Below are 24,429 nucleotides of genomic sequence, written 5' to 3'. Positions count from 1 at the left end.
ATGTCTCTCCTGCGTCAGAAGTCTATGCTTGCCGACAACATATAGGTTCGAGGAACGCCGCGCGCCAGACCGTAGTTGGTCGAAGCGGCTGCCCAATAGTCCTTGTTGAAGAGGTTTTCCACCGACGCCCGGAACACGACCTGCTTGCCCTGGATCTTGGTGGTGTAACGCGCCCCAATGTCGAAGGTATTCCAGCTTGGAATCTTCTGGGTGTTCTGCACGTTGTAGTACTGCGAAGACGTGTAAATATACCGCCCCGTCACGGTCAGCCCCGGCACCCAGGGCAGGTCATACTCCAGGCCCAGGTTCAACTGCGTATCCGGCACGCCCACGGCCTTGTTGCCATCGGTGGCGCCGCCCGCGGTCTTGGTCAGCTTGCCGTCCAGGAAGGTCACGCCCCCCAGCACGCGCACGCCGCGCGTCACTTCGCCGAAGGCGCTCAGTTCGACGCCGCGGTTGCGCTGCTCGCCGTCGAGGCCGAACAGACCCGTGGTCGTATCCGTGAAACCGTTGGGCTGCTTGATCTCGAAGTAGCTCAAGGTGCCGCCCACGTTGCCCAGGTCCAGCTTGGCGCCAACTTCATACTGCTTGGATTTGACCGGAGCGAATATCGTTCCAACGTTGCTCGAACCTGCCGGCGCGGTCGGCCCCTGGGCCAGCGCCTGGATGTAGTTGGCATACAGCGACACCGTCTGCCAGGGCTTGACCACCAACCCGAAGGCCGGCGTATAGGCGGACTGGGAATACGACGTGGTGAGCGCGCCCGTCACCGCGCTGTAGTTGTCGACTTCGACGACCTGGCGCCGGATGCCGGCCGTCAGTTGCACGCGGTCTTCCAGGGCCGACATGGTGTCGGCGAAGGCATAGCTCGCCAGCTTGGTCTTGGACGTCTTCGGCGCGTCGCTCGCGCGGCCGCTCAGGCTGGGCTTGTCCAGCGAAGGCAGGTCGTACAGATTGCCCGTGAAGGTGGAAATCACGGGCGCCAGCACGCCGGCTTCGGTTTCCAGGGTGCTCGCGGACAGGTTGAGCGTGTGCTTGATGGGACCCGTATCGAGCTTGCCGGTAAGGCCGCCCAGCGCCGTCTTGGTGTCGGAATACGTGGGCTGGTAGTACTGGTTGCCACGCACGTCACCGGCGTTGTTGCGGATATAGAGGAAGTTGTACAGACCCAGGAAGTCGTTCTTGCGGCCGCCCGCGGTGGCATAGGCGGTCAGGCGCGGCGTCAGGTCGACCTCGCCGTGCACCATGCCGAAGGTGTCTTCCGACTTGGCGTAGTACCAGGGCTGACCCAGGCTGTCGCTGCCCTTGGGCGCGTTCGGAATCTTGAAGTTGGCGTTGTCGGTGTAGATCGGCCGCGTGGGATTGTCCACGTGCAGGCGCTGATAACCCAGGTCGGCCGACAGCCGCACGGTGCTGCTGCGGAAGTCCAGTCCCAGGGAGCCGAAGCCGACACGCTGGCGCTGGTCGTCGACCGACGTGTCGCCGTCCCGATAGGAACCGTTCAGGCGGATGCCGATCTTGTTGTCTTCGCCGAAGCGGCGGCCCACGTCCACCGACGTACCGAACTGAGAATCAGACCAGTAGCTGGTGGTCAGTCGGGTGATCGGGGTATCGGTGGCACGCTTGGTCACCAGGTTCACGGTGCCGCCCACCGCGCCGCTGGGCGCCATGCCATTGAGCAAGGCGCTGGGGCCGTGCAGGATCTCGACGCGTTCCATCATGTCCAGGCCGCCGGTCAATTGCGGCGGCACGATACCGTAGACCCCGTTGACCGCGATGTCCTGCCCTTGCACCGGAAAGCCGCGGATGGCGAACTGGCTGCCGTAGCTGACGCCAGGCCAGATCACCCGCACCGAGGGGTCATTGCGCACGACGTCGCTGACCGAGCGTGCCTGCATGTCCTGCATGGTCTGGGACGTGATGCTGGTCACGCTGAACGGCGTATCCATGTAATCCCGGTTGCCCAGCAGGCCCAGCGAGCCGCCGCGGGCCACCTGGCCGCCCGCATAGACGGGTGGCAGATCGCTGAGCGCGGGCGTGGTGCCCGTCACGTTCACCGTCGGCAAGGTGGTGCTGGCCGTGGTGCCCGCCGGCGCGGCGGTGGTGGCTTGCCTGGCCGCGTCGCCTTGTGTCGTGGACGTGGTCGTAACTTGTGCCGATGCGCTGGCCGCGCACAGCAGTCCGGCCCCGAAGACGTGGAGCCCCGATATCGTGTAACGCATGCTACCCCTTCCCAGGATGTACGGATTGAGCTGGAATCCCCAGCGATCGTCTTTGGAGCAACGCAGGACACGGAACACGCCACCAGCAGCGCGATTGCCACGCCTGACGTCCGGACCGGCGGCGATCAGCCCTCCCCTCGCGCCTTGCGCGCGGCCTCGCCTTGGTCGACCTTGTATCGTTGTCAATACAAATAGGAATGCGACCCGATCTCATTCTCGGTTGCGATTGTACAGATGAGAAGTACTTGCAACAAGCCATTTCTACAACCCTGGATTACCTGCGAATTATGGAGACGGAGCACCTGACGCCGCCGTTACACGGCGTCCCCGCTACCGTCATCCGCACCCAGTTCGCGCAACATGGCCAGCATCTCGTCGGCTTCACTGTCCTGCCCTTGCGCCTGCCGGATCCAGTCCGCCAGCCGGCGCACGGTGTTCAACTGGAACATCAGCGCCAGCGGGATTTCGACGTTCAACTGACGCTTGACCTGCCCGGCCACCCTGACCGCGGCGAGCGAGTGGCCGCCAAGATCCAGGAAGTCCGCATCCACGGCAATGCAGTCCAGATGCAGCACGTCGCGCCAGATGGCGGCAACCGCGGCCTCGATCTCGTCGGTGGGCTCGTCGTCACGGCCTGCGCCATGATCCGTGCCCGCAAGGTCCTGCGCCGCTGCGAGGGCCAGCGCATCCAGCGCGGCGACGTCCAACTTGCCGTTGGCCGTCAGCGGCAAGACCTCCACCTGCAGGAAGGCAGCAGGAATCATGTACTCGGGCAAGGCGCCACGCAGCGCGACGCGTAAGGCATCCGCCCCCGGCGCCGCGCCGGCCGCCGCCACCACATAGGCCACCAGGCGTTTGTCATCGCCCTCCCCCTGCGCGATCACGGCCGCGTCGCGCACGCCGTCGACCGCGCGCAGGCGCGCGGCGATTTCGCCGGTCTCGATACGGAAACCACGCAGCTTCAGCTGGCTGTCGATGCGGCCGCGGTAGGCCAACTGACCTGATGGCAGCACCGTCACCAGATCGCCCGTTCGGTACAGCCGCGCGCCTGGGCGGCTGCCATGCGGGTCCGGCACGAAGCGCTCGGCAGTCAGGCCCGGCCGGCCCAGATAGCCGCGCGCCAGTCCCGCGCCGCTGACGTAGAGCTCGCCTTCATAGCCCGGCGGCACCTCGTTCATGGCGCCGTCCAGCACCCGCCAGCCAAGGTCGCGCAAAGGCAGGCCGATGGACTGGTCCGCCGGGGTTCGCGCATCCAGGTCCAGATGCGTGACGTGTACCGTCGTTTCGGTGATGCCGTACATATTCACCAGGCGGGGCTGCCTGTCGCCGTAGCGCTTGAACCAGGGTTGCAGACGGCTGACATCCAGCGCCTCGCCGCCGAACACCACATAACGAAGCGCCAGCCGCGCGCCCACGTCAGCCAGCGCGGGCTCGGCTATCAACTGGTTGAAGGCGGACGGCGTCTGGCTCAAGACCGTGACACGTTCACGTTCCAGCAGCGCCAGCATGGCGGCGGGCGAGCGGCTGTCCAGATACGGCACCACGACGACGCGCGCACCGTGGACCAAGGCACCGAAGATTTCCCAGACGGAGAAGTCGAAGGCATGGCTGTGGAACCACGTCCAGACGTCATCGCGGCGCAGGTCGAAACCGCTGTCCGCCGCATCGAACAGCCGCAAGGCATTGCGGTGGGTCAGCAAGGCGCCTTTCGGCGTACCCGTGGAGCCGGACGTGTAAATGCAATACGCCAGGCTGTCCGGATGGCTGGGCAGTGCCAGGTCATGATCATCGAGCGCTGCCAGGCCGCGGGCGACGTTCGCTTCATCCAGGTACAGCATCACGGGTACGCGCGCAGCCAGCCCAGCGGCCATCGCACCACCCCGTTCCGCCGTGTCGGCGTGCTTGAACGACGGCAGCCGCGCGGCCACGGATTTCTGCGTCAGGACGACGACCGGATTCGCATCGCTGACCATGAAAGCCAGCCGCTGCGCCGGATAAGCGGGATCGAGCGGCAGATAGGCGGCCCCGCTCTTGAGGACGGCCAGCATGGCCACGATGGTCTCGGGACCGCGCTCAAGGGCCAGACCGACCAGCCGGTCCGGGCCCGCGCCCAGTTCGACCAGCCGTCGCGCCAGGCGGTTGGCGCGACGGTTCAGCTCGGCATAGGTCAGCGCCGTGCCCGCGCCGCTTACCGCGACCGTGTCAGGCTGCCGGCGTGCCCAGGCTTCCACGGCCTGGTGCAGACTCGTTGCGGACAGATCCGCCACCGCGCCCTCCTGGCCCGTGCGTGCAGGCGCCTGCCATGTCAGCGCGTCCAGCCGCGCGGCCTGCCCGCCTGCCCACGCTTGCAAGACGGCGCGCAGGCGCTCGAACAACAGGCCGGCCTGGTCCGGGTCGATGACTGAACGCTCGTGCAGCACCAGGAAGCGCAGCTCGTCTTCCGGCCACACGACCAGCGTCAAGGGATAAGCGTTCCGGTGACGCGACTCGACCCGGCCCACGCCCAGATCGCGCAAGCCGGCGCGCAATTCGTCGGCCACGGGGTGGTTCTCGAAAACGACGATGACGTCGAACAAAGGCGTGCCTCGCGCCAGACCCGAGCACGTCTGAATGTCGACCAGGGGCAGGAAAGCGTGCTCGCGTAGTTCCAGATTGCGCTGCTGCAGGTCGCGCAGCCACTCGCCCGTCGGGGTCCCGGCCTCCATTCGCGCGTAGAGCGGCACCGTGTTGATGAACAGCCCCTTCATGTCGAAAATGCCGGGCAGCGGTGCGTGCCGGCCCGCCACGGTCACGCCCAAGGTTGGCTGGCCTCGCCGCGCCAGGCTGGACAAGGCCAGCAGCGCCGCGCCTTGCACCAGGGTGTTGAGCGTGACGCGCTGGGATTTCGCGTAGCGCCGCAGGGCCTCGGTCTGCGTGGCGGTCAGGCTGCGTTCGATGCGGCCCAGGCCCTGGCCCTGTCCCTGGCCTGCCTGCAAAGCTTGGCCGGCTGTCCGCAGCAGCAAGGGCGTATCCAGGCCCGCCAGCGCCTGCTTCCAATACGTGCGCGCGGTGGCGCGGTCCTGACCGGCGAGCCAGTCCACGTAGGCGCGGAAAGGCGTGGCCGGGGGGGGTGCAAGCGCCGCGCCATTGCGGTGGCCTTGATACGACGCCGCCACTTCGGCCAGAAGGCTGTCGACGCTCCAGGCGTCCATCAACAGGTGGTGATGGCTCCAGATGAAATGATGACGGCGCGCCGCCAGATGCACGACGGTCAGGCGCATCAAGGGCGGCCGGGCAAGATCGAAGTCCTGGCGGGCGTCCTGTTCGATCAAGGCGCGCAGATCCTGACGCTGCACGGCCTCGTCCACGCCCGACCAGTCGAGCTCCTCCCAGGGCAAGGCCACCGCGCCATGCACGCGTTGGCGCGGCTGGGCCAGGTCTTCCCATTCGAAGGCAGTGCGCAGGACGTCGTGACGGGCAACCGCGTCGCGCCAGGCCTGCTTGAACGCGTCAATGTCCAGGTCGCCATGGATGTCGCAGGCGCATTGCACGACATAGGTGCCCTGGCCCTGCTCCAGGCGGCTGTGGAACACAATGCCTTCCTGCATGGGCGTCAGGGGATAGGCGGTGTCGTTGATCCCCGCCTGGGCCGTGATGACGGCCTGGACCGTTTGGGGGATGCGTGCGGCATCGGCCGTATCGGTCGCACCGGTCTTATCCGTCACACCGGTCGCGCCAGCAGGAACGCTGGCGTCCTTGTTCGTCGTCAATTGCCGCGCCAAGGCCGCGATGGTCTGATGCTGGAACAATTGCGTCGGCGTCACGACCAGGCCGGCGTCGCGCGCCAGGCCGGCCATCCGCACCGCGCTGATGGAATCGCCGCCCACTTCAAAGAAATTGTCCTCCGCGCCCACGCGCGGCAGGTCGAGCACGGTCTGCCATATGCGCGCCAGGGCCTCCTGGACCGCGCCATCCGGCGCCACGTGATGGCGCTCGGTTGGCGCTTCAGGCGTCGGCAGGCGTTTGCGATCCAGCTTGCCGTTGACCGTCAGCGGCAAGGCATCGATCACCACGAAAGCATGCGGCACCATGTGCGCGGGCAAGGCATCGGCCAGGCCGCGGCGGGCCTGTTCCGCCAGCGCATCGCGAGAAGTGTCGACGCCGCGCGCCGGCACCAGATACGCCACCAGCCGCGGCTGTCCCGTATCGTGCCGCAGCACCACCACGGCATCCGCCACCCCGACCTGGACCCGCAAAGCACTTTCGATTTCCCCCGGCTCGATGCGGTACCCGCGTATCTTCATCTGGCTGTCGGCGCGGCCGACGTACTCCATGCCGCCCCCGTCGCGCCAGCGCGCCAGGTCCCCGCTGCGGTAGAGCCGCGCGCCCGGCTCGCGCAAAGGATCGGCATACGGATCCGGCACGAAGCGCTGCGCGGTCAGCGCCGCTCGTCCCAGATAGCCACGTGCCAGACCCGCGCCACCGATATAAAGTTCGCCGATCACTCCGGCAGGAACCGGCTCCAGCGCTTCGTCGAGCACGTACCAACGCAGGTCGGCAATGGGTGTACCGATGGCGCTCCAGCCGCGCCGGCCATCCTCCGCCGACAAGGCGCGATGCGTCACGTGGACGGTGGTCTCGGTGATGCCGTACATATTCGTCAAACGCGGCCCCGTGGTGCCCAGCTGGGCGAACCAGGGCCCGAGCAAGTTCATGTCCAGGGCTTCCCCGCCGAAGATCACGTGACGCAGGGACAAGCCTCCCACCCGCTGCAGAAACCCGCGCGCCTGTAGCAGTTGCCGAAATGCCGACGGCGTCTGGTTCAGCACGGTGACGCCTTCCTCATGCAGCAGATCGAGGAAAGCGTCAGGATCGCGACTCACGCCATAAGGCACGATGACCACCCGACCGCCATGCCGCAAGGCCCCGAACACCTCCCAGACGGAGAAATCGAAGGCGTAGCTGTGGAACAGGGTCCAGACGTCATCCGGCCCGAAGTGGAAGACCGGCGCGGTCGCCGTGAACAGGCGCGTGGCATTGGCGTGGCTGATCAGGGTGCCTTTAGGCCGCCCCGTCGAGCCCGATGTGTAGATGCAGTAAGCGGCGGACAAGGGGTGGACGGCCCAGTCCGGATTCTCGCGGGAGTGCGCCGCCAGTTCCGCGCCATCGCGATCGAAGCACCAGATGCGGCAGTCCGCGCGCCAGGGTCCCGCCATCGGCAAGGCGTCCAGCAAATCCGCCTGCGTCAGCACCACGCGTGGTCGCGCGTCCTCCGCCAGCCAGGCCAGGTGGTCCGCCGGGTAGTCGGGGTCCATCGGCAGGTAGGCAGCGCCGGCCTTGAGCACGGCCAGCATGCCGACCAGGGTATCGAGCGACCTGGCCACGGCCAGGCCTACCAGGCACTCGGGGCCGGCGCCCAGCGCCCGCAGGTGACGCGCCAGCTGATTGGCGCGCGCGTTCAACTCGCCGTAGCTCAGGCTGACCGCGCCGGCGCTGGCGGCGATGGCATCGGGCCGCGAGCGCGCCCGCGCCTCGATGGCCACATGCAGAGGCTCGGCGGCGCCCACGGCATCGCGCGGTACGGCAGGATTCCACCGTTGCAGCAAGGCCGGACGTGCAGCGGCCGCCACCATGGGCAACGCCGCGACCGGCGTGTGTTCGTCGCGCACCATCGCTTCCAGCAGGCAACGCCAATGCGCGGCCATGCGCTCTATCGTCGCGCGTTCGAACAGTTCGGTGCTGTAGGTGAACATGCATGACAGGCGATCGTCGATGTCCGTCACGTCAAGCATCAGGTCGAACTTGGACGTGCGGCTGTCGTTGGGCACGAAGCGCGCGCTCAGACCCGGGGCCACCTCGCGGGTCTGCTGGAAGCGCCAGCGCTGCACATTGCACATGACCTGGAACAAGGGCGTATGGCTGGCGCTGCGCTCCGGGCGCAGGGCGTCGACGATCTGATGGAAAGGGACGTCCTGATGGGCCTGCGCATCGATGGCCGACGCGCGCACCGCCGCGACCCATTGCGCGGCGGACAGCGCCCCGTCGGCATCGCATTGCAGCACCTGCGTGTTGAGAAACCCGCCGATGATGCGTTCGAACTCCGGCCGCGTGCGATTGGCGATGGGATAGCCCAGGCGCAGGTCGCGCTGGCCGCTGTAGCGATACAACAGCGCGAACAGGCTCGCCGCCACGGTCATGAACAGCGTGGCATGGTGGCGTTGATTGAAGGCCCGCACCTGATGGTGCAGTGCCGCCGGCAATTCGAACTCCAGGGTGTCGCCGGCATAGGACCGCGTTGCCGGACGCGGATGATCGGTGGGCAAGACCAGGACGGGATGTTCGCTGCCCAGGCGGCGCTTCCAATATTCCAGCTGGCGCGCGCCCTCGCCGCCGGCCAGCCAGTCGCGCTGCCAGACCGAGAAGTCGGGGTACTGGATGGACAACGCGGGCAGCGCGGCGGCGGTGTCCTGTGCCTGCGTCCTCGGTTGCGCCCGGGCGCGATAGAGCGCCGCCAGCTCATCGGCGAAGACCTCCATCGCCCAGCCCTCGGCCACGATGTGGTGGATGGCCACCAGCAGCGCATGCTCATCCTGGTCCAGCCGGACCAGATGCAGACGCAGTAGCGGACCCTGCTCAAGGTCGAAAGGGGCGTGGGCTTCCGCGCGCGCCAGCACGTCCAGACGCGCTTCGCGCTCCGCCCGTGGCCGCGCTTGCAGGTCGACCGACGTCAAGGTAATTGACGCCGCTGGCGCGATCCGCTGCACGGGCTTGCCGTCGCGCGCGGGAAACGTCGTGCGCAGGCCCTCATGGCGGGCCACCAGGGCATCGACGGCCCATTGCAGCGCGGCGCGATCCAGTGTGCCCCGCAGACGGACCAGCCCGCCCACGTTGTATGCCGCGCCGCTGCGCTCGGTGTCCCAGAGGAACCACATGCGTTCCTGCGAGTGCGACAAGGGCAGATCGCCGTCGCGCGGCAACGCGCGAGGCGCAGCGTGCCCCGCGCCACGGCCCGACTGCAAGAAGGCCTGCGTCAGTTCGGCGTAGTCCTCCAGGTCGCGTGCATCGAACAGCGCCCGCAGAGGCAGATCGGTCCCCAGGCGTTTGCGCAGGCGCGCGACGACCTGGGTGGCCAGCAAGGAGTGACCGCCCAGGTCGAAGAACCGATCGCCCAGCCCGACCTGCTCCACCCCCAGCACTTCCCGCCAGACGTCGGCGATGTCCTGCTGTAGCGGCGTCACGACGGGCCGGTACGCTTGCGCCGTCCAGGTGGGCGCCGGCAATGCCGCTCTGTCGACCTTGCCGTTGGCCATCAGGGGCAAGGCCGGCAGCGGAATGAACTGGGCCGGCAGCAGGGCCCCGGGCAACTGCCGCGCCAGGCCTTGGCCCAGTGCCGCCACATCGATGTCGGGTCCCACGACATAGGCGACCAGGCGTGCGCCACCGTCAGGGCCAGGCACGGCCACCACTGCCGCCTGGCGGATTTCCGGCAGCGCGTCCAACGCGGCTTCGACCTCACCCAGCTCGATACGCACGCCCCGCACTTTGACCTGATGATCGAGCCGGCCCAGGTATTCGAGCAGGCCGTCCGCGCGCCAGCGGGCCAGGTCACCGCTGCGGTACAACCGGCGGCCGGACGCATAGGGGTGCGGGACGAAGCGCTCCGCGGTCAGGCCTGGCCTGCCCAGGTAACCACGCGCCAGCGTGGCGCCGCCCAGGTATAGATGGCCGGTCACCCCGGGCGGCACCAGGTTGAGCTGATCGTCGAGCACCAGAGTCTCGGTGTCAGGCAAGGGCCGGCCTATGGGGACGCGCGCACCCGTGCCGATGGAGCATGTCCAGCAGGTCGCATTGATCAGCGCTTCAGTGGGACCGTAGCGATTGTCGAAGCGTATCCCTGGGAAGCGTTGCAACACGGCATCGCGCAGATCGGCGGTCAGCGCTTCGCCGCCGGCATAAAGACGGCGCAGGCTGGTGCAGGCAGTGCTGGCTTCATCGGCGATGAACTGGCGCAGCAGGGACGGCACGAAGTGCATGGTGCTGACGCCGTGTTCACGCACCAGTTGCGCCAGCCGGTGGGGATCGCGCTGAGCGCCCGGTTCCGCCAACACCAGCCTGGCCCCTACCGTCAAGGGCCAGAAGATTTCCCAGACCGAGACGTCGAATCCCAGTGGGGTCTTCTGCAGCAGGGTTTCGTCGGCTTGTAGCGCGTACTCCGACTGCATCCACGCCAGGCGGCGTGCCAGGGCCCCGTACGTATTGCCGACGGGCTTGGGGCGGCCGGTCGTGCCGGAGGTGTAGAGAATGTAGGCCAGGTCGTCCGCTTGGACAGCAGCCGTCGGCGCCAGGTCATCCAAAGGGCCAGCGCTGCTGCCGGAATGATCATGACTCCAGGTTACGGTGTCGACATCGAGGACAGCGACCCGGATTCCCGGCGGCAGCGCCGCCTTCGTCTGCCCGTCAGCCAGGATCAGTGCGATGCCTGCGTCTTCCACCATCTGCGCAAGCCGATTGGGGGGATGGTCGGGATCCAGCGGCACATAGGGCGAGCCGCCATGCAGGATGGCCAGCAGCGCCACCGGCAGATTCAGGGAGCGCGGGAGCAGCACCCCCACAGGCTGGCGAGGCACCACGCCAGCTCGCCGCAATTGCGCGGACAGCGCCTGCACACGTTGCTGCAACGCGCGATAGGTCAAGTTTTGCCCGTCGTACTGCAAGGCCACGGCCGCCGGCGTCCGCTCCGCCTGAATCGCGATCTGCGTATGGACCGGTGGCGGGCTATCCTGCGTTTCCGTGCCCTGCCCCCATGCCAGCAGGACGGCGCGCTCCGCGGTATCGAGCAAGGGGATCTCGCCCACCGCCTGGCCCGGTTGCGCGAGCAAGCCGCGCAGCAGGGACACGTAGTGGCCGGCCAGGCGTTCGATGGTCGCCGGTTCGAACAGCTCGATGTCGTACACGAACGCGCCCTGCATGGCGCCGTCGCGGGTTTCCTCGGTATTCAGGCCCAGGTCGAACTTGGTGGCCCCGGCGTCCTCCCACACCGCGCGCGGGCCGTCGCCGTGGTCCAGGTGATTGAACATGACCTGGAAGACCGGATGCTGCCCGGCGATGCGTGGCACATTCAAGGCCTGCACCAGCTGTTCGAACGGCAGGTCCGCGTGGGCCTGCGCAAGACGGGTGTCGTCCCGCACTTGGCGCAAGCGCGTGTTGAAGTCATCTTGCGGCTGCCATGCGGACTGCAGGACCAGCGTGTTGACGAACAGGCCGACGATGTCACGCGTCGCCGCGTGCGGCCGATTCGCGAAAGGCACGCCGACGCGGATCTGCCGCTGGCCCGTGTAGCGATGCAGCAGGATGTCGAACACGGCCTTCAAGATCATGAAGGGGGTGGCGGCCTGTTCACGCGCGTGGCGGCGCAAGGCGGCCGCCAATTCGGGCGGCAGGCTGAAACGGTATTGCGTGCCGGCGCCGGTCGGCTGGGCCGGACGGGGATGGTCGGTCGGCAAGGCCAGGGCTGGCGTGGCGGGGTCCAGGCGTGCCGTCCAGAAAGCCAGCTGGCGGGCTTGTTCGCCGCCTTCAAGGCGACTCTGCTGCCAGGCGGCGTAGTCGGCGTAGGTCAGGCGCGGCGGCAGTGTTGCCGCCGCAGGACCGGCTTGGCCAGGCGCGGCCAGCACCGCCATGAAATCCCGCATCAGGATGGCTGTCGACGCGCCATCGGCGACGATGTGATGCAGCACTGCCACCAGCCGCGGCGTGTCCTTGCCGCCGGTCAACAAAGCCACCCGCCACACCGGACCGTGTTCAAGATCGAAAGGCCGCGCGGCGTAGGCGCGGATGACGGCATCCGTCGTCGGCCCTGCCCCGGCGTCCAGCCTATCCAGAGCAATAGGCGCCTGAGCAGCGATCTCCAATCCGCACTCGCCCTTCCGTTCCGGAAAGCGGCTACGCAGGACGTCATGGCGCTCGCCCAGGACCCGCAGCGCCTGCTGAATGCGATCCTGCTCTACGCCCGCCGGCAGCGCCAGCGAGCCAACGATGTGATACGCCGCGCTAAGCGGCTCCAGCTTCCACATGAACCACATGCGCCGCTGCGCGGCAGAGGGCCGCAGGGGCGAGCCCGCCGGCCGGACCGTGGGCACCGCGGCAGGCGCTGCCGCGATCCCGGCGCAGAATTCCCGCAGGGTCGTGCCGTCGAAGAAGGCGGCAAGATCGATCTCACGGCCCAGCCGTTCACCCATGGCCGCCGCCGCTTGCGCCGCGAGCAGCGAGCTCCCCCCAAGGGCGAAAAAGCGGCTGTTTGCGGACGTCACCGGCGTACGCAGGACTTCGCTCCAGATCGCGGCGACTGCGCTTTCCAGCCCGGGAGCCAAGGCCTGCGCTGCATCCCGTTCAGGTGTAGCGAACGGGCCTTCGATGGCGCCCTCTCGCCCGGTGCCGGCCTCCTCTTCCGCCACGATGGCTGTCGCCCCCGCCGCTGTGACCCGGAACGAGGCGTAATGATCCAGCTCGCCCCGCTCCCAGCCCGCAAGGCAGGCCGCGCGTTGCAACTTGCCGCTGGTGGTCTTGGGCAAAGCGCCGGGGTTGAGCAGCAACACCACGCTGGCCGGCTCTCGTTGGCTGCCGGCCACGGCATCGGCGATCGCTTGCGCCAGGGTCTGGGGCGCGATCAGCTTCTGCGTCGAACGGCCGATCTCGGCGGCCACGCCTATGCCTTCGCGGCCATCGACCTGCACCCCAAACGCCGCCACGCGTCCCTTGCGGACGAGTTCGATCTCTTCTTCCACGGCGGCTTCGATATCCTGCGGATAAAGATTCTGCCCCCGCACGATGATCAGGTCCTTGCGCCGGCCGGTCACGTAGAGTTCGCCCGCGCGCAAGGTCCCCAGGTCGCCAGTGCGCAACCAGACGGCGCCGTTTGCGGGGACGAACGCCGCTGCCGTCGCGTCCTGATTGTTCCAATAACCGTCCGCCACGCTGGGCCCGCTGACCCATATTTCACCAACGCCGCCTTCTGGCACATCGGCGGCCGACTGCGGATCGACGATGCGGACCTTATGCCCGTCCGGCACCGCGCCATTGGCCACCAAGGTCCTGCCTTCATCCTGTTCGACCCAACGGTGTTGGGCCAAAGCCTGATCCTGCACGGTGGCCGTGCGGACGCCGCCACCGCGCCGTCCGCCACTGACCAATAGCGTCGCCTCCGCCAGTCCATAGCACGGGTACAGGGCGCGCGCATCGAAGCCCGCGCCGGCAAAGCGGTCGGCGAACTCGCGCAAGGTCCTGTCTCGCACCGGCTCCGAACCGCAGAAGGCCAGCTGCCAGGCGCTCAGGTCCAGGCCAGCGACCTGTTCCGGCGTAATTCTTTCCGTACACAGGCGGAAGGCGAAATCCGGTCCCCCGCTGACCGTGCCGCCGTATTCGGAGATGGCCTTCAGCCACCGTACCGGCCGCTCCAGGAAATGCCGGGGCGACATCAGCACGACATCGACGCCGCTGAACAAGGGCTGCAACAGGCCGCCGATCAAGCCCATGTCGTGATACAGCGGCAGCCAGGTGACGATGGTATCGGCCGCGCTGATCGAGAATGCCGCGCGGATGCAGGTCTCGTTGGCCAGCAGATTGCCGTGGGTGACGCGCACGCCTTTGGGCTGCGCCGTCGAACCGGACGTGTACTGCAGAAAGGCCACCGCATCGGCCGCGACGGGCAAAGGGCCGTCCAAGGCGGCGGCCGAGCCGTGGGCGGCGCTCGCCCGGATCGTGTCGGTGGCGATCACCCGCGTACCGCGCAAGGCTGGACTGACCCGCGCGAAGGCGGCCAGCGGCTCGGCCAGTGCCTGTTCCGTCAGGATCAGCGCCGGCTCCGCATCCGCGGCGATGGCGCGCAGGCGGCGCGTGTGTTGGGGCGAAGCCGATTCCGGCGGATAGGCCGGCACGGCAATCAAGCCGGCATACAGGCAAGCGGTAAACGCCACCGCGTAAGCCGGACCGCTGGGATACAGCAGCATGGCCCGCTCGCCGACCCCGGCCAGGCTGGCCAGCACACCCGCCAGTTCGCGCGCCTGCGCATCCAGGTCCGAGAAGGTCAAGGTCGCGCTGACGGTCTCCCCATCCCCCAGAAAACGCAGGGCGGGCCGCATGGGATGCTCGCGCGCGCGCCAGGCCAGCAGCGCCGCCAGATTGGTCGCGGCGGACGCGGAGAACGGTGCGATGTCATTCATGGCTGTGTTCCTGCTTGTCAGGGTTCAGGCGCGCGGGCGCGATAGCGTCGCGCGCGGCGGCTGCCGTCACGGCATCGAGCACGTCGGGGTGGTGGACAATGCCGGCGTGGTCCGTGTCCAGCACGCCGGCCAGAACCACGGTGGTCCCGGCCACGTCGCTCCAGCCGCGCGCGACCTCTTGCGCGGACAACGCCAGAGAGCCGGCCGCCAGCCATAGCGTGGGTGTCACGCGCAGGCGCATGGGTTGGTTCCAGCCGTCCAGGCCTTCATAGCTGGCGCGTGCGAGCAAGGCTTTGCGGGCAAAGCCGCGTGCCTGGAGGGGATCGGTGTAATGCCAGGCGCCGTCGCCGGTTTCGGCGCGCCAGCGAGCGACGAACGTGTCGACCTGCGCATCGGTGAAATGGGCGCGGCCATCGCGGTCGCGCGTCGGTACGATGGCCTGGCCGCCACCCTCCTCACGCGCCATGCCGCGCGGGTAGCTGTCCAGCAGCGCCAGCAAGGCGACGTGGTGGCCTTGCGCCTCCAGTACCTGCGCCACGCGGGCGGCGATTTCACCGCCGATGGACCAGCCGAGCAGACGGTAAGGTCCCTTTGGCTGGACCCGGCGGATCCGTTCGGCGTAGTCGCTGGCCAGTTCCGCCAGGCTGCCGGGCCACCAGGCGGGCTCGCTGTGGACGGGGGACTGGACGCCGTACAAGGCCAGAACGCCGTCCAGATGACGGGCCAGTTGCCGGTATTCCGCGACCAGGCCATAGCCTGGGTGGAAGGCGAACAGGATCTCCGGACGCTCCCGTTCGGCTTGCGCGCCCAGGGGCATGATGTTGGAGGGCAAGGTGTCGCCGGCATGTCCTGCTGTGTCGTGCGACACGGCGGCGATGGCGCGCACGGTGGGTGTGCCGAACAAGGCGCCCAGGGAGATGGCGGGCAGCCCTCTTGCCCGCGCCAGCTCCACCGAACGCAAGGCGCTGATGGAGTCACCGCCGGCTTCGAAGAAGTCATCGGTGACGCCGATGTCCTCGCGGCCCAGCACTTCGCGCCAGATCGCCAGCAGGCGGGCCTCGAAATGCGTGCCGGGAGCCGTGTGGGCGGTTTCCTTGGCGGCCGGCGCCGGGGCGGGCAAGGCAGCGCGATCGACCTTGCCGTTGGGCATCAGCGGCAGGCGGTCCAGGCGCACGTATGCCGCCGGCGCCATATGGGCCGGCAGCTTCGCCGCGATTGCTTGCCGCAGGGCAGCTTCGTCCGCCGTGCCGGTTATGTAGGCCACCAGACGGCGTTGCTTATCGGCGGTGGACGCCGCGCCGTGCGAAGTTGCGCCCGCCGTTTGCCTCGTCGACGACTGGCCCTCCGCGGGCGCTACGTCTACGCGTAGCGCGACCACGGCGGCGTCCACGCCCTGGACCTGGCGCAGCACCGCTTCGATCTCACCCAGTTCGATGCGGAAGCCGCGTAGCTTGACCTGCTGATCCAGGCGGCCGAGGAAGTCGATGCTGCCGTCTTCACGTCTGCGGCACAGGTCGCCGCTGCGGTATAGCCTTGCGCCGTCGTCACGGTAGGGATCGGGGACGAACTTCTCGGCCGTCAACGCCGCCCGCCCCAGGTACCCACGCGCCAGGGTGTCGCCGCCTATGCACAGCTCGCCGAGGCCGCCTATCGGTGCTTCGTTGCCCTGCGCATCCAGCACGTACACACTGCGTGAGGGATACGCCTCGCCTATGCCGACGATGGCCTGCTCGCAGTCCTCTTCCGTCGTCTGACGGTACATGCACGCCACGGTCGTCTCGGTCGGACCATACAGATTGTCCAGGCGGATATGCCCGAGCGGGCCCGCGCGCCACTGCCGGCAAGGCATCGCCGGGCAAGCCCTCGCCACCCACGGTGATCTGCCGCAACCCAGCTACTGTTTCAGGAGCCGGCGGCTGCCGCAGCCATTGCTGCCAGTAAGCCGTGGGTAGACGCGAGAACGTCACCTTGCGGTCGGCCAGGCAGGCGCTGGTGCGCGCCAGGTCCCACAACTGCGGACCTCGCAGTTCCACTTGACCACCCTGGATCAGGGCCGGCAGCATCTCATGCAGCGCCACATCGAAATTGATGGTCGACGATTGCAGTTGCTTGTCCGCCGCGCTGATGGCGTGGGTGTGGATGAAGTCGTCCAGATGCAGGCTGAGTGCGCGCTGGCTGATCGCCACGCCCTTGGGCAGGCCGGTCGATCCGGATGTGTAGATGACGTACGCCAGTTGATCCGGATGCAATGGCGGAAATTTCGCTTTGCCGGCGCCCTCGTTGCCGCCCCGTGTAGCGCCGTCGCGCGCGTGCGCCGCCTCTCCGGGAGCGCCTTGCGCCGTCGCCGATGGCCCGTCGTCCATCACACCGTCCGCCCGCACGACCAACACCTCGCGTTCCGCGAACAACGCCGCCAGCTCGCGCGCCGTGTCCGGATCGGCGATGACACGCCGCACGCCGGAATCGTCGAGCATGTGCGTCAATCGGTCCGCCGGGTAATCCGGGTCCAAGGGCACGAACGCCGCGCCCGCACGCCAAATACCGAGCAGCCCTGCCACCATCCCCACGGACCGCCGTACGCAAAGCCCTACCCTTTCCTCCTGGTCAACGCCCGCGCGCAACAACCCCAGCGCTATCGCCTCGGCATTGCGCGCCAGCATCCCATAATCCAGCGCCTGCCCCTCGCAATGCAGCGCCGGCGCCTTCGCCTGCAAGGCCGCGCGCGCCAGGATGCGATCGACCGCCGGCTCGTAGGCATGAGCCGCCCGCTCTCCATGCGCGATCGCCCGAGCCACGCGCACGGCATCCAGGGGCGCCGTGCCGTCGGCTACCGCCAGTTGATTCAACAGGCTGAGGAAATCCCCCGCCAGGCGCGCCACCAGCGCGTCACCCAGACGGCGGCTGTCATACTTCCAGCGCAAGCGGAATTTGCTGCCAGGGACGGCGACGAGCACCATGGGATAGTGCGTGCGCTCCGTCACCTGCAGTTTGTCCAGCCGCAGGCCATGCTGGCCTGAACGCAGACCGCGATCGACCGGGTAGTTTTCGAATACCACCAAAGTATCGAACAAGGCCTCGCCGGACAGCCCCGTCCATTGCTGCAACTGACTGACCGATGCATGCCCCACTTCACGCAGTGCCCCATTGCGACCCTGCACATTCCGCAGCCAAGCGCCAACGGCCTGTTCACCGCCCACGTCCGCCCACAGCGGCAGGCTGTTGATGAACAGGCCCAGCACGCTCTCCATGTCGGGAAGATCGCTCGGGCGGCCCGAGACCGTCACGCCGAACGCCGCCTGGCGGCGATTGCCGTAACGGGCCAGCAGCAGCGCCCAGGCACCCTGCACCATGGTGTTCAGCGTCACCTGATGACGCCGCGCGGCCTGCTCCAGCGTTTGCGTGGCCACTTCGTCCAACTCTTGCACGTGATGATGCAGGTCAGCGGACGCATAGGCCGCGGTCGCCACCGCGGGCAACAGGCTGGTGCCGAGCGTCGCGGGTTCGTCGACTTCCGCATGGCGCGCCTGCCACCAGGCTTGGGGCGCGGGCTGGCGTCCCAGCCAATCGATGTAGGCCCGGTATGCACCGGCGGCCGGCAGGCGCGGCGCCACGCCGTCACGCGCGGCCTCATAGGCGTGCATGACCTCACCGACCAGCTGCGCGTAGCTCCACCCGTCCAGCAGCACATGGTGATTGGTGCTGATGCAATCGTAGCGACCGTCGGGGCGCTGAAATAGCGCGACACGCAGCAAGGGCGCCGCGCCGACATCGAAGCCCGCATCCAGGTCCTGCGCGCGCCACGCGTCCTGCTGCGCCTCGTATTCGTCCAGGTCCAGATGGCGCCAGTCATGCACGGTCAACGGCAAGGGCGCCTCACGCATCACCACCTGCAAGGCATCGCCGCCATGCGCCCAGGTGAAGCACGTACGCAGGATATCGTGACGCGCAATGGCGTTGCGCCAGGCCGCGGCCATGGCGTCCAGGTCCAGCTCGCCACCGAACACGAAGCGGTTCTGGTCGATATAGACGCCCTCGCCCGCCTGCAGCAGGCTGTGGAACAGCATGCCGTTCTGCAGGGGTGTGGCCGGATAGATGTCCTGTACCTGATCCGCGTCCAGGCCCAGGCGGATACGTTCCCGGACGCTGAGGCCGGATAGTGGGTAGCGTGGGTCGACCTCGGCCTTGCCCAACTGTCCTCGGGTGCCGTCCGTTCGGACCGGGGCTAGTCCACCGTCCTTTCCGTGGACCTGGGCTTGCTCTGGCGTTTGCTCTGGCGATTGTTCCGCCTGCGCGATCGCCGCGGCCAGTGCCGCCACCGTCGGTGCCTCGAACAACTGGCGTGGCGTGGCGGCGATGCCGCGCTTGTGCAAGCGCGCGAGTATCTGCAGGCTCAGGATGGAATCGCCGCCCAGGGCAAAGAAATTGTCGTGGCGGCCGACATCGCCGCTGCCCAGCGCCGCGCGCCAGACTTCCGCGATGCTTGCTTCAACGCCGGGCCGCGGCGCTTCCCACGCGGCCACCTGGAACTCAGGGGCGGGCAAAGCCTGTCGATCGATCTTGCCATTGGCATTCAGCGGAAACGCCGCCACCACCGTCACGGCGGCAGGCACCATATGCCCCGGCAGGTCACGCGCCAAGGCGTCGCGTAGCGCCCCGCCGTCCAGCGCGGCGTCGCCGCGCGGGGTCGCATAAGCCAGCAAGCGCGTGGTGCCGCCGTCGCGACTGGCAATGACCAAAGCCTCGCGCACGCCAGGCAGCGCCGCCAGGCGTGCCTGGATCTCACCGGGTTCGATGCGGAAGCCCCGGATCTTCACCTGATTATCAATCCGGCCCAGGTATTGCAACTGCCCGGCCGCATCGCGCCGGGCCAAGTCACCGGTGCGATACAGGCGGCCGCCCTGTGCATCGTCGGGATCGGGAATGAAGCGGTCGGCGGTCAGTGCCGGTTTACCCAGATAGCCGCGTGCAAGACCCGCGCCACTGACGTGCAGCTCACCGGCGAATCCGGGCGCGGCCGGATGGCCGTCCAGGTCCAGCACCCGCAAACCCAGGTCCGGTAGCGGCCGGCCCAATGGGCTGCTGACCGCGCCCGAGTTCACATCCGCCGCGACGATGCGGCGGAACGTGACATGCACCGTCGTTTCCGTGATGCCGTACATATTCACAAGCTGCGGTCGCTCATCGCCGTAACGCTCCACCCAGGGCGCCAGGGACGCGGGGTCCAGCGCTTCGCCGCCGAAAATCACCACCCGCAGCGCCAGATCGTCGGCATGGGCCAGCGACGGCGTCGCCAGCAGTTGCAGGAAAGCGGACGGCGTCTGGTTGAGCACGGTAACGCGCTCACGCCGCAACAACGCCAGGAAGTCTTCCGGAGACCGGCTGATCATGTGCGGCACGATCACCAGGCGCGCCCCTTCGCACAGGGCCCCGAAAAGCTCCCACACGGAAAAGTCAAAAGCGTAGGAATGGAACAAGGTCCACGTATCGTCCGCGCTGAACTCGAACAACGGCCATGCCGTATCGAGCAAACGGCTGACGTTACGATGGGTCAGCAACGTGCCCTTGGGGCGCCCGGTGGAACCGGACGTGTAGATGATGTACGCAAGGTTCTCCGGCAGCACGACTACATCGGGATCGTGCGTAGCGGCGCTGCCGGCCAGTGGCGTAGCCGCGGCGGCCGCGGAGATTTCATCGAGCAACAGCACCCGCAAGGAAGCGGGTGGCGCCAGCCTGGCCACCGCGCCGGCCTGGGCCAGCAACAAGGTCGCGCCACTGTCCTCGATCATGTAGCGCAGGCGGTCGGCGGGATACTCGGGGTCCAGGGGCACATAGGCGCCGCCTGCCTTCAGGATGGCCAGCAGGCCGATGACCATCTCGATGGAGCGCCCCGCCGCCAGGCCGATCCGGCTCTCGGGGCCCACGCCCTCCGCGATCAGGCGATGCGCCAGGACGTTGGCGCGTTGGTTCAGATCGCCATAGGTCAGCCGGGTCTCGCCAAGCACCAGCGCCGGCGCGTCGGGACGCAAGGCCGCTTGCGCCTCGATGCGGCGATGCAGCAGCGCGGTGGCGCCGCGTGGCGCTGCCTCGATGACGGGCGCTGCTATCGTTGCCGCGGGGAATCCTGCGTCTCGCCTCGTCGCGAACAGCGTGCCGAGGCAGGGGTCGGTCTCGACGCACAGGGCATCGAGCATGGCGGCGTGCAGTTCTGCCAGGCCTTGCACGGCGGCCTCGTCCAGGCGGGCACCGTCCCATTTCCAATCCAGGCGCAGGCGTGGCGGTTCCTGCGCGTCCAGGCTCGCGGTCAATACCAGGGGATAGTGGGTGCGCTCTTCGGCTTCGTAGGCTTCCAGTTTCAAGCCGGGCAAGGACTGACGCAGCGTCTGGTCCAGCGGATAGTTCTCGAAGACCACCAGGCTGTCGAAGGGGTCGCCACCGTTGCCGCCGGCACCGCTCCATTTCTTTACCTGGGCGAGGTCGGTGTATTCGTACTGCCGCAGCTCGCTGTTGGCCTGCTGCACCGACGCAAGCCAGGCCGACAGGCGCATGTCCGGCGGCACGTCCAGCCACAGCGGCAGGCTGTTGATGAACAGGCCGATCATGCTTTCCATGCCGGGCAGCTCGGCCGGCCGGCCCGACACCGTGACGCCGAAGCCGCATTGGCGGCGGTTGCCGCCGCGTGCGAGCACTAGCGCCCAGGCGGCTTGCACCAGGGTGTTGAGGGTGACGCGATGTCGCCGCGCGGCACGGGCCAGGCCGGCGCTGCGCGGCGCGTCCAGTTTCAGCGTGCGCGAGCCGGCCTGATGCGCGGCGGCGGCCTGCTCGCCGGTGCCGCCGGTGCCGCCGTCCTGCGCCGCCCTGCCGGTGCTTACCTGACGCCACAGTCCCAGCGCATCCAGCCCGGCGGCTTCGTCCACCCGAGCCAGGCGGCCGCGCCACCACGGCTCGGCGTCCGGCTGCCGCGCCAGCCACGCGACGTAATCGCGATAAGGCGCCGCCGGCGCCGGCCGCCATTCATGGCCGGACACCAGGGTGCGATAGCAGTGCGTCACCTCGCTGAGCAGCTGGGCGCTGCTCCAGCCGTCCGTGAGTAAATGATGACTGGTCCACACCAGAACGTGTCGCGTTTCATCCAAGGTGAAATGCGTGACGCGCTGTAGCGGCGCCTGGCTGAAATCGAAGCCACGCGACAGGTCGTCTCGCAACCACGCCGCCACCGCCGCGTCGCGCGCCGACGCGGGGACGCCGCGCAGGTCCCGTTCAGTGATTTCCAGGTCAGCTTGCTTGAGGACGATCTGCAGCGGCGCGCCGCCATGACGCCACTCGAAACGGGTGCGCAGGATGTCATGGCGCGCCACCGCGCCGCGCCAGGCCGCGGCCATGGCGGTCGGATCGAAGTGGCCGCTCAGGTCCAGGCGCTTCTGGATCACGTACAAGCCGGGCACATCCTGCGTCAGCCCGCGATACAGCAAGCCCGCCTGCAAGGGCGTAGCCGGATAAATGTCCTGAATGTCCGCCAGTGGCAGATCCAGCGCCGTCAATGCGCGTTGGTCCAGCCCGGCCAGCGGGAAATCCGTGGCGCTGGGGCGTGGCAGCGCGTTGGCGCATTCTGCGACCAACGCGGCCACCTCGTCGCCCAGCGCCGCCGCCAGGGTATCGGCGTGCAGCGCAAGGGGCGCGGCGGGATCGAACTTCCAATCGACCACCAGTTCCTGCTCCGCGACCATGGCGTTCACCTCGACGGCGTAGGGCAGACCACCCTCGTCAGCCATCGCCCTTCCCGTCCACGCGCTTTCCGCGCGACCGGCAAAGGTGAAAGGACCCTTGGCATCCAGGGCCTCGTCGAAACGGCCCAGATAGTTGAAGCCGACGGCAGGCCGCGGCAGCGCCGCCAAGGCGGCAGCCACGGCGGGATCCGATCCATAACGCAACAGGCCCCAGTGCAGACCGGCGAACGGCACGCTGCGCATCGCCTCCTTGACGTCGACCGGATGCAGGGCCGGCGACCGGCCCTCCACGGCAGCGTCTTCGAGTGAGCGCAGCAGGATGGGGTAGCGCGTGGTGAACCAGCCTACCGTCCGGCTGGTGTCCAGCCCCGGCGCGGCGCGGCCGTGGCCCTCGACCGCGACCAGCAGATCAGGGTCTCCGGTATGCCGGGACAAGACGCGTGCCAGCGCGGTCAGCAACAGTTCGTCCGGCTTCAGGCGCCAGGCGCGGGGCGCCTCCCGCAGCAGCCGGGTCGTGGCCCCTGCATCCAGGCGCGTTTGAGCACGCACTGCGTGGCTGGGCACCCGTTCATGCATGCGTTGAAGTGCCGGCGGGATGGCCGCATCGTGTAGCTGCGTCGACCACCAGTCAGCTTCTTCCTTGACCGCATCGGTCGCGGCATAAGCCGTGACCGCCTCCACCCAGGCGCTCCATGGCAGGGGCCGGTCCGTCCCGGCAGTTCCCTGCAACTCATCGAACAGAATGCGCCAGGAGACGCCGTCGACCGCCAGATGGTGGATGCCGATCAGCAGCCGGTCGCCGTCGTCCAGGCGGAAAAAGGCGGCGGCCAGTAAGGGCCCATGGCGTATGTCCAGGCTGCGTTGTAACTGGTCCGCCGCCAGACGCATCGCCGCGTGGCCATCGGCCCGGCCGCGCAGGTCGTAGACAGGGAGAGTGAAGGCGGACGCATCGGTGGAAGCCGCAGCGGCTAAATCAGCGGCTACATTGGGAGCCACATTGGAAGCCACATCGGCGGCGGCGGCCGCGACGCGCTGCCGCCAGACGCCGTCCGACCGAAAAAAGCGCAGACGCAAGGCATCGTGCCTTGCAAGCATCGATCGCAAGGTCTGTTCGCCCGCCACCGGATCGAACCCGTGCCCGACCTTCAGCAGCACGGATTGATTCCAATGCGACTCGCCATCCGGGTAGCGGTCGAAGAAGACGCGTTGTATCGGCGTCAGCGGCAAGGGTTCATGCGTCTCGGCCGTGCCAGCAGGCGTGCTGGCAGCCGCCGCAGGCGCCCGGGCCAGGGCCGCCAGCTGCCTGACGTCCGGATGTTCGAAAAACTCGCGGGGCGCCAGCACCAGCCCCGCTTGCGCCGCCCGCGCGATGATGCGCAGGCTGAGGATGGAGTCGCCGCCCACTTCGAAGAAGTTGTCGGTGACGCCGATGTCTTCCCGGCCCAGGACTTCGCGCCAGATCGCCAGCAGAAGGGTTTCCGCATCCGAAGATGGCGCTACCTGTGCGCTTTCGTTGGTGGACACGGCCGGCGCGGGCAGCGCGGCTCGGTCGACCTTGCCATTGGGCATCAGCGGCAGGCGTTCCAGACGCACGTACATCGCTGGCGCCATATAGGCCGGCAACTTCGCCGCGACTGCTTGCCGCAGGGCGGCTTCATCCGCCGTGCCGGTTATGTAGGCCACCAGACGGCGTTGCTTATCGGCGGTGGACGCCGCGCCGGCCGTTTGCCCCGTCGACGACTGGCCTTCCTCGGACACTACGTCTACGCGTAGCGCGACCACAGCAGCGTCCACGCCTTGCACCTGGCGCAGCACGGATTCGATCTCACCCAGTTCGATGCGGAAGCCTCGTAGCTTGACCTGCTGGTCCAGGCGACCGAGGAAGTCGATGCTGCCTTCTTCACGTCTGCGGCACAGGTCGCCGCTGCGGTATAGCCTTGCGCCGTCGTCACGGTAGGGATCGGGGACGAACTTCTCGGCCGTCAACGCCGCCCGCCCCAGGTACCCACGCGCCAGGGTGTCGCCGCCTATGCACAGCTCGCCGAGGCCGCCTATCGGTGCTTCGTTGCCCTGCGCATCCAGCACGTACACACTGCGTGAGGGATACGCCTCGCCTATGCCGACGATGGCCTGCTCGCAGTCCTCTTCCGTCGTCTGACGGTACATGCACGCCACGGTCGTCTCGGTCGGACCATACAGATTGTCCAGGCGGATATGCCCGAGCGGGCCCGCGCGCCACTGCCGGCAAGGCATCGCCGGGCAAGCCCTCGCCACCCACGGTGATCTGCC

The 24,429-nt window shown here is 68.0% G+C and carries 3 protein-coding genes and 1 pseudogene; all 4 read right to left on the bottom strand.

The features are described from left to right. Window positions 1–14 precede the first annotated feature (14 nt). Window positions 15–2,222: a TonB-dependent siderophore receptor gene (locus ASB57_RS06640; RefSeq protein ID WP_057651520.1), complete on the bottom strand. Its 2,208-nt coding sequence runs from the start codon at window positions 2,220–2,222 to the stop codon at window positions 15–17. Window positions 2,223–2,536: 314 nt separating this feature from the next. Then, window positions 2,537–14,416 (bottom strand): non-ribosomal peptide synthetase, encoded by an 11,880-nt coding sequence (locus tag ASB57_RS06635; RefSeq protein WP_057651519.1) that lies wholly within the window; start codon window positions 14,414–14,416, stop codon window positions 2,537–2,539. Next, window positions 14,409–16,265 carry a thioesterase domain-containing protein gene (locus ASB57_RS31725; RefSeq protein ID WP_082621416.1) on the bottom strand — a complete coding sequence of 619 codons (1,857 nt, stop codon included), beginning with the start codon at window positions 16,263–16,265 and terminating at the stop codon, window positions 14,409–14,411. Before ASB57_RS31725 ends, ASB57_RS06635 begins: the two co-directional genes overlap by 8 nt. A 67-nt stretch (window positions 16,266–16,332) precedes the next feature. Then, window positions 16,333–24,393, bottom strand: a pseudogene (locus ASB57_RS31500) (amino acid adenylation domain-containing protein); the annotation flags it as partial. Between the last annotated feature and the right edge of the window lie 36 nt (window positions 24,394–24,429).

Origin of the sequence: Bordetella sp. N, from assembly GCF_001433395.1 — a bacterium.
Taxonomy (GTDB): Bacteria; Pseudomonadota; Gammaproteobacteria; order Burkholderiales; family Burkholderiaceae_B; genus Bordetella_C.
The sequence above is the reverse complement of the archived record's forward strand: the minus strand, read 5'-3'. Positions and strand labels throughout refer to the sequence as shown.

Coding starts and splice junctions, on each gene's coding strand:
- ASB57_RS06640 (WP_057651520.1), bottom strand. CDS start 2,222: ATGCGTTACACGATATCGGGGCTCCACGTCTTCGGGGCCGGACTGCTG.
- ASB57_RS06635 (WP_057651519.1), bottom strand. CDS start 14,416: ATGAATGACATCGCACCGTTCTCCGCGTCCGCCGCGACCAATCTGGCG.
- ASB57_RS31725 (WP_082621416.1), bottom strand. CDS start 16,265: ATGCCTTGCCGGCAGTGGCGCGCGGGCCCGCTCGGGCATATCCGCCTG.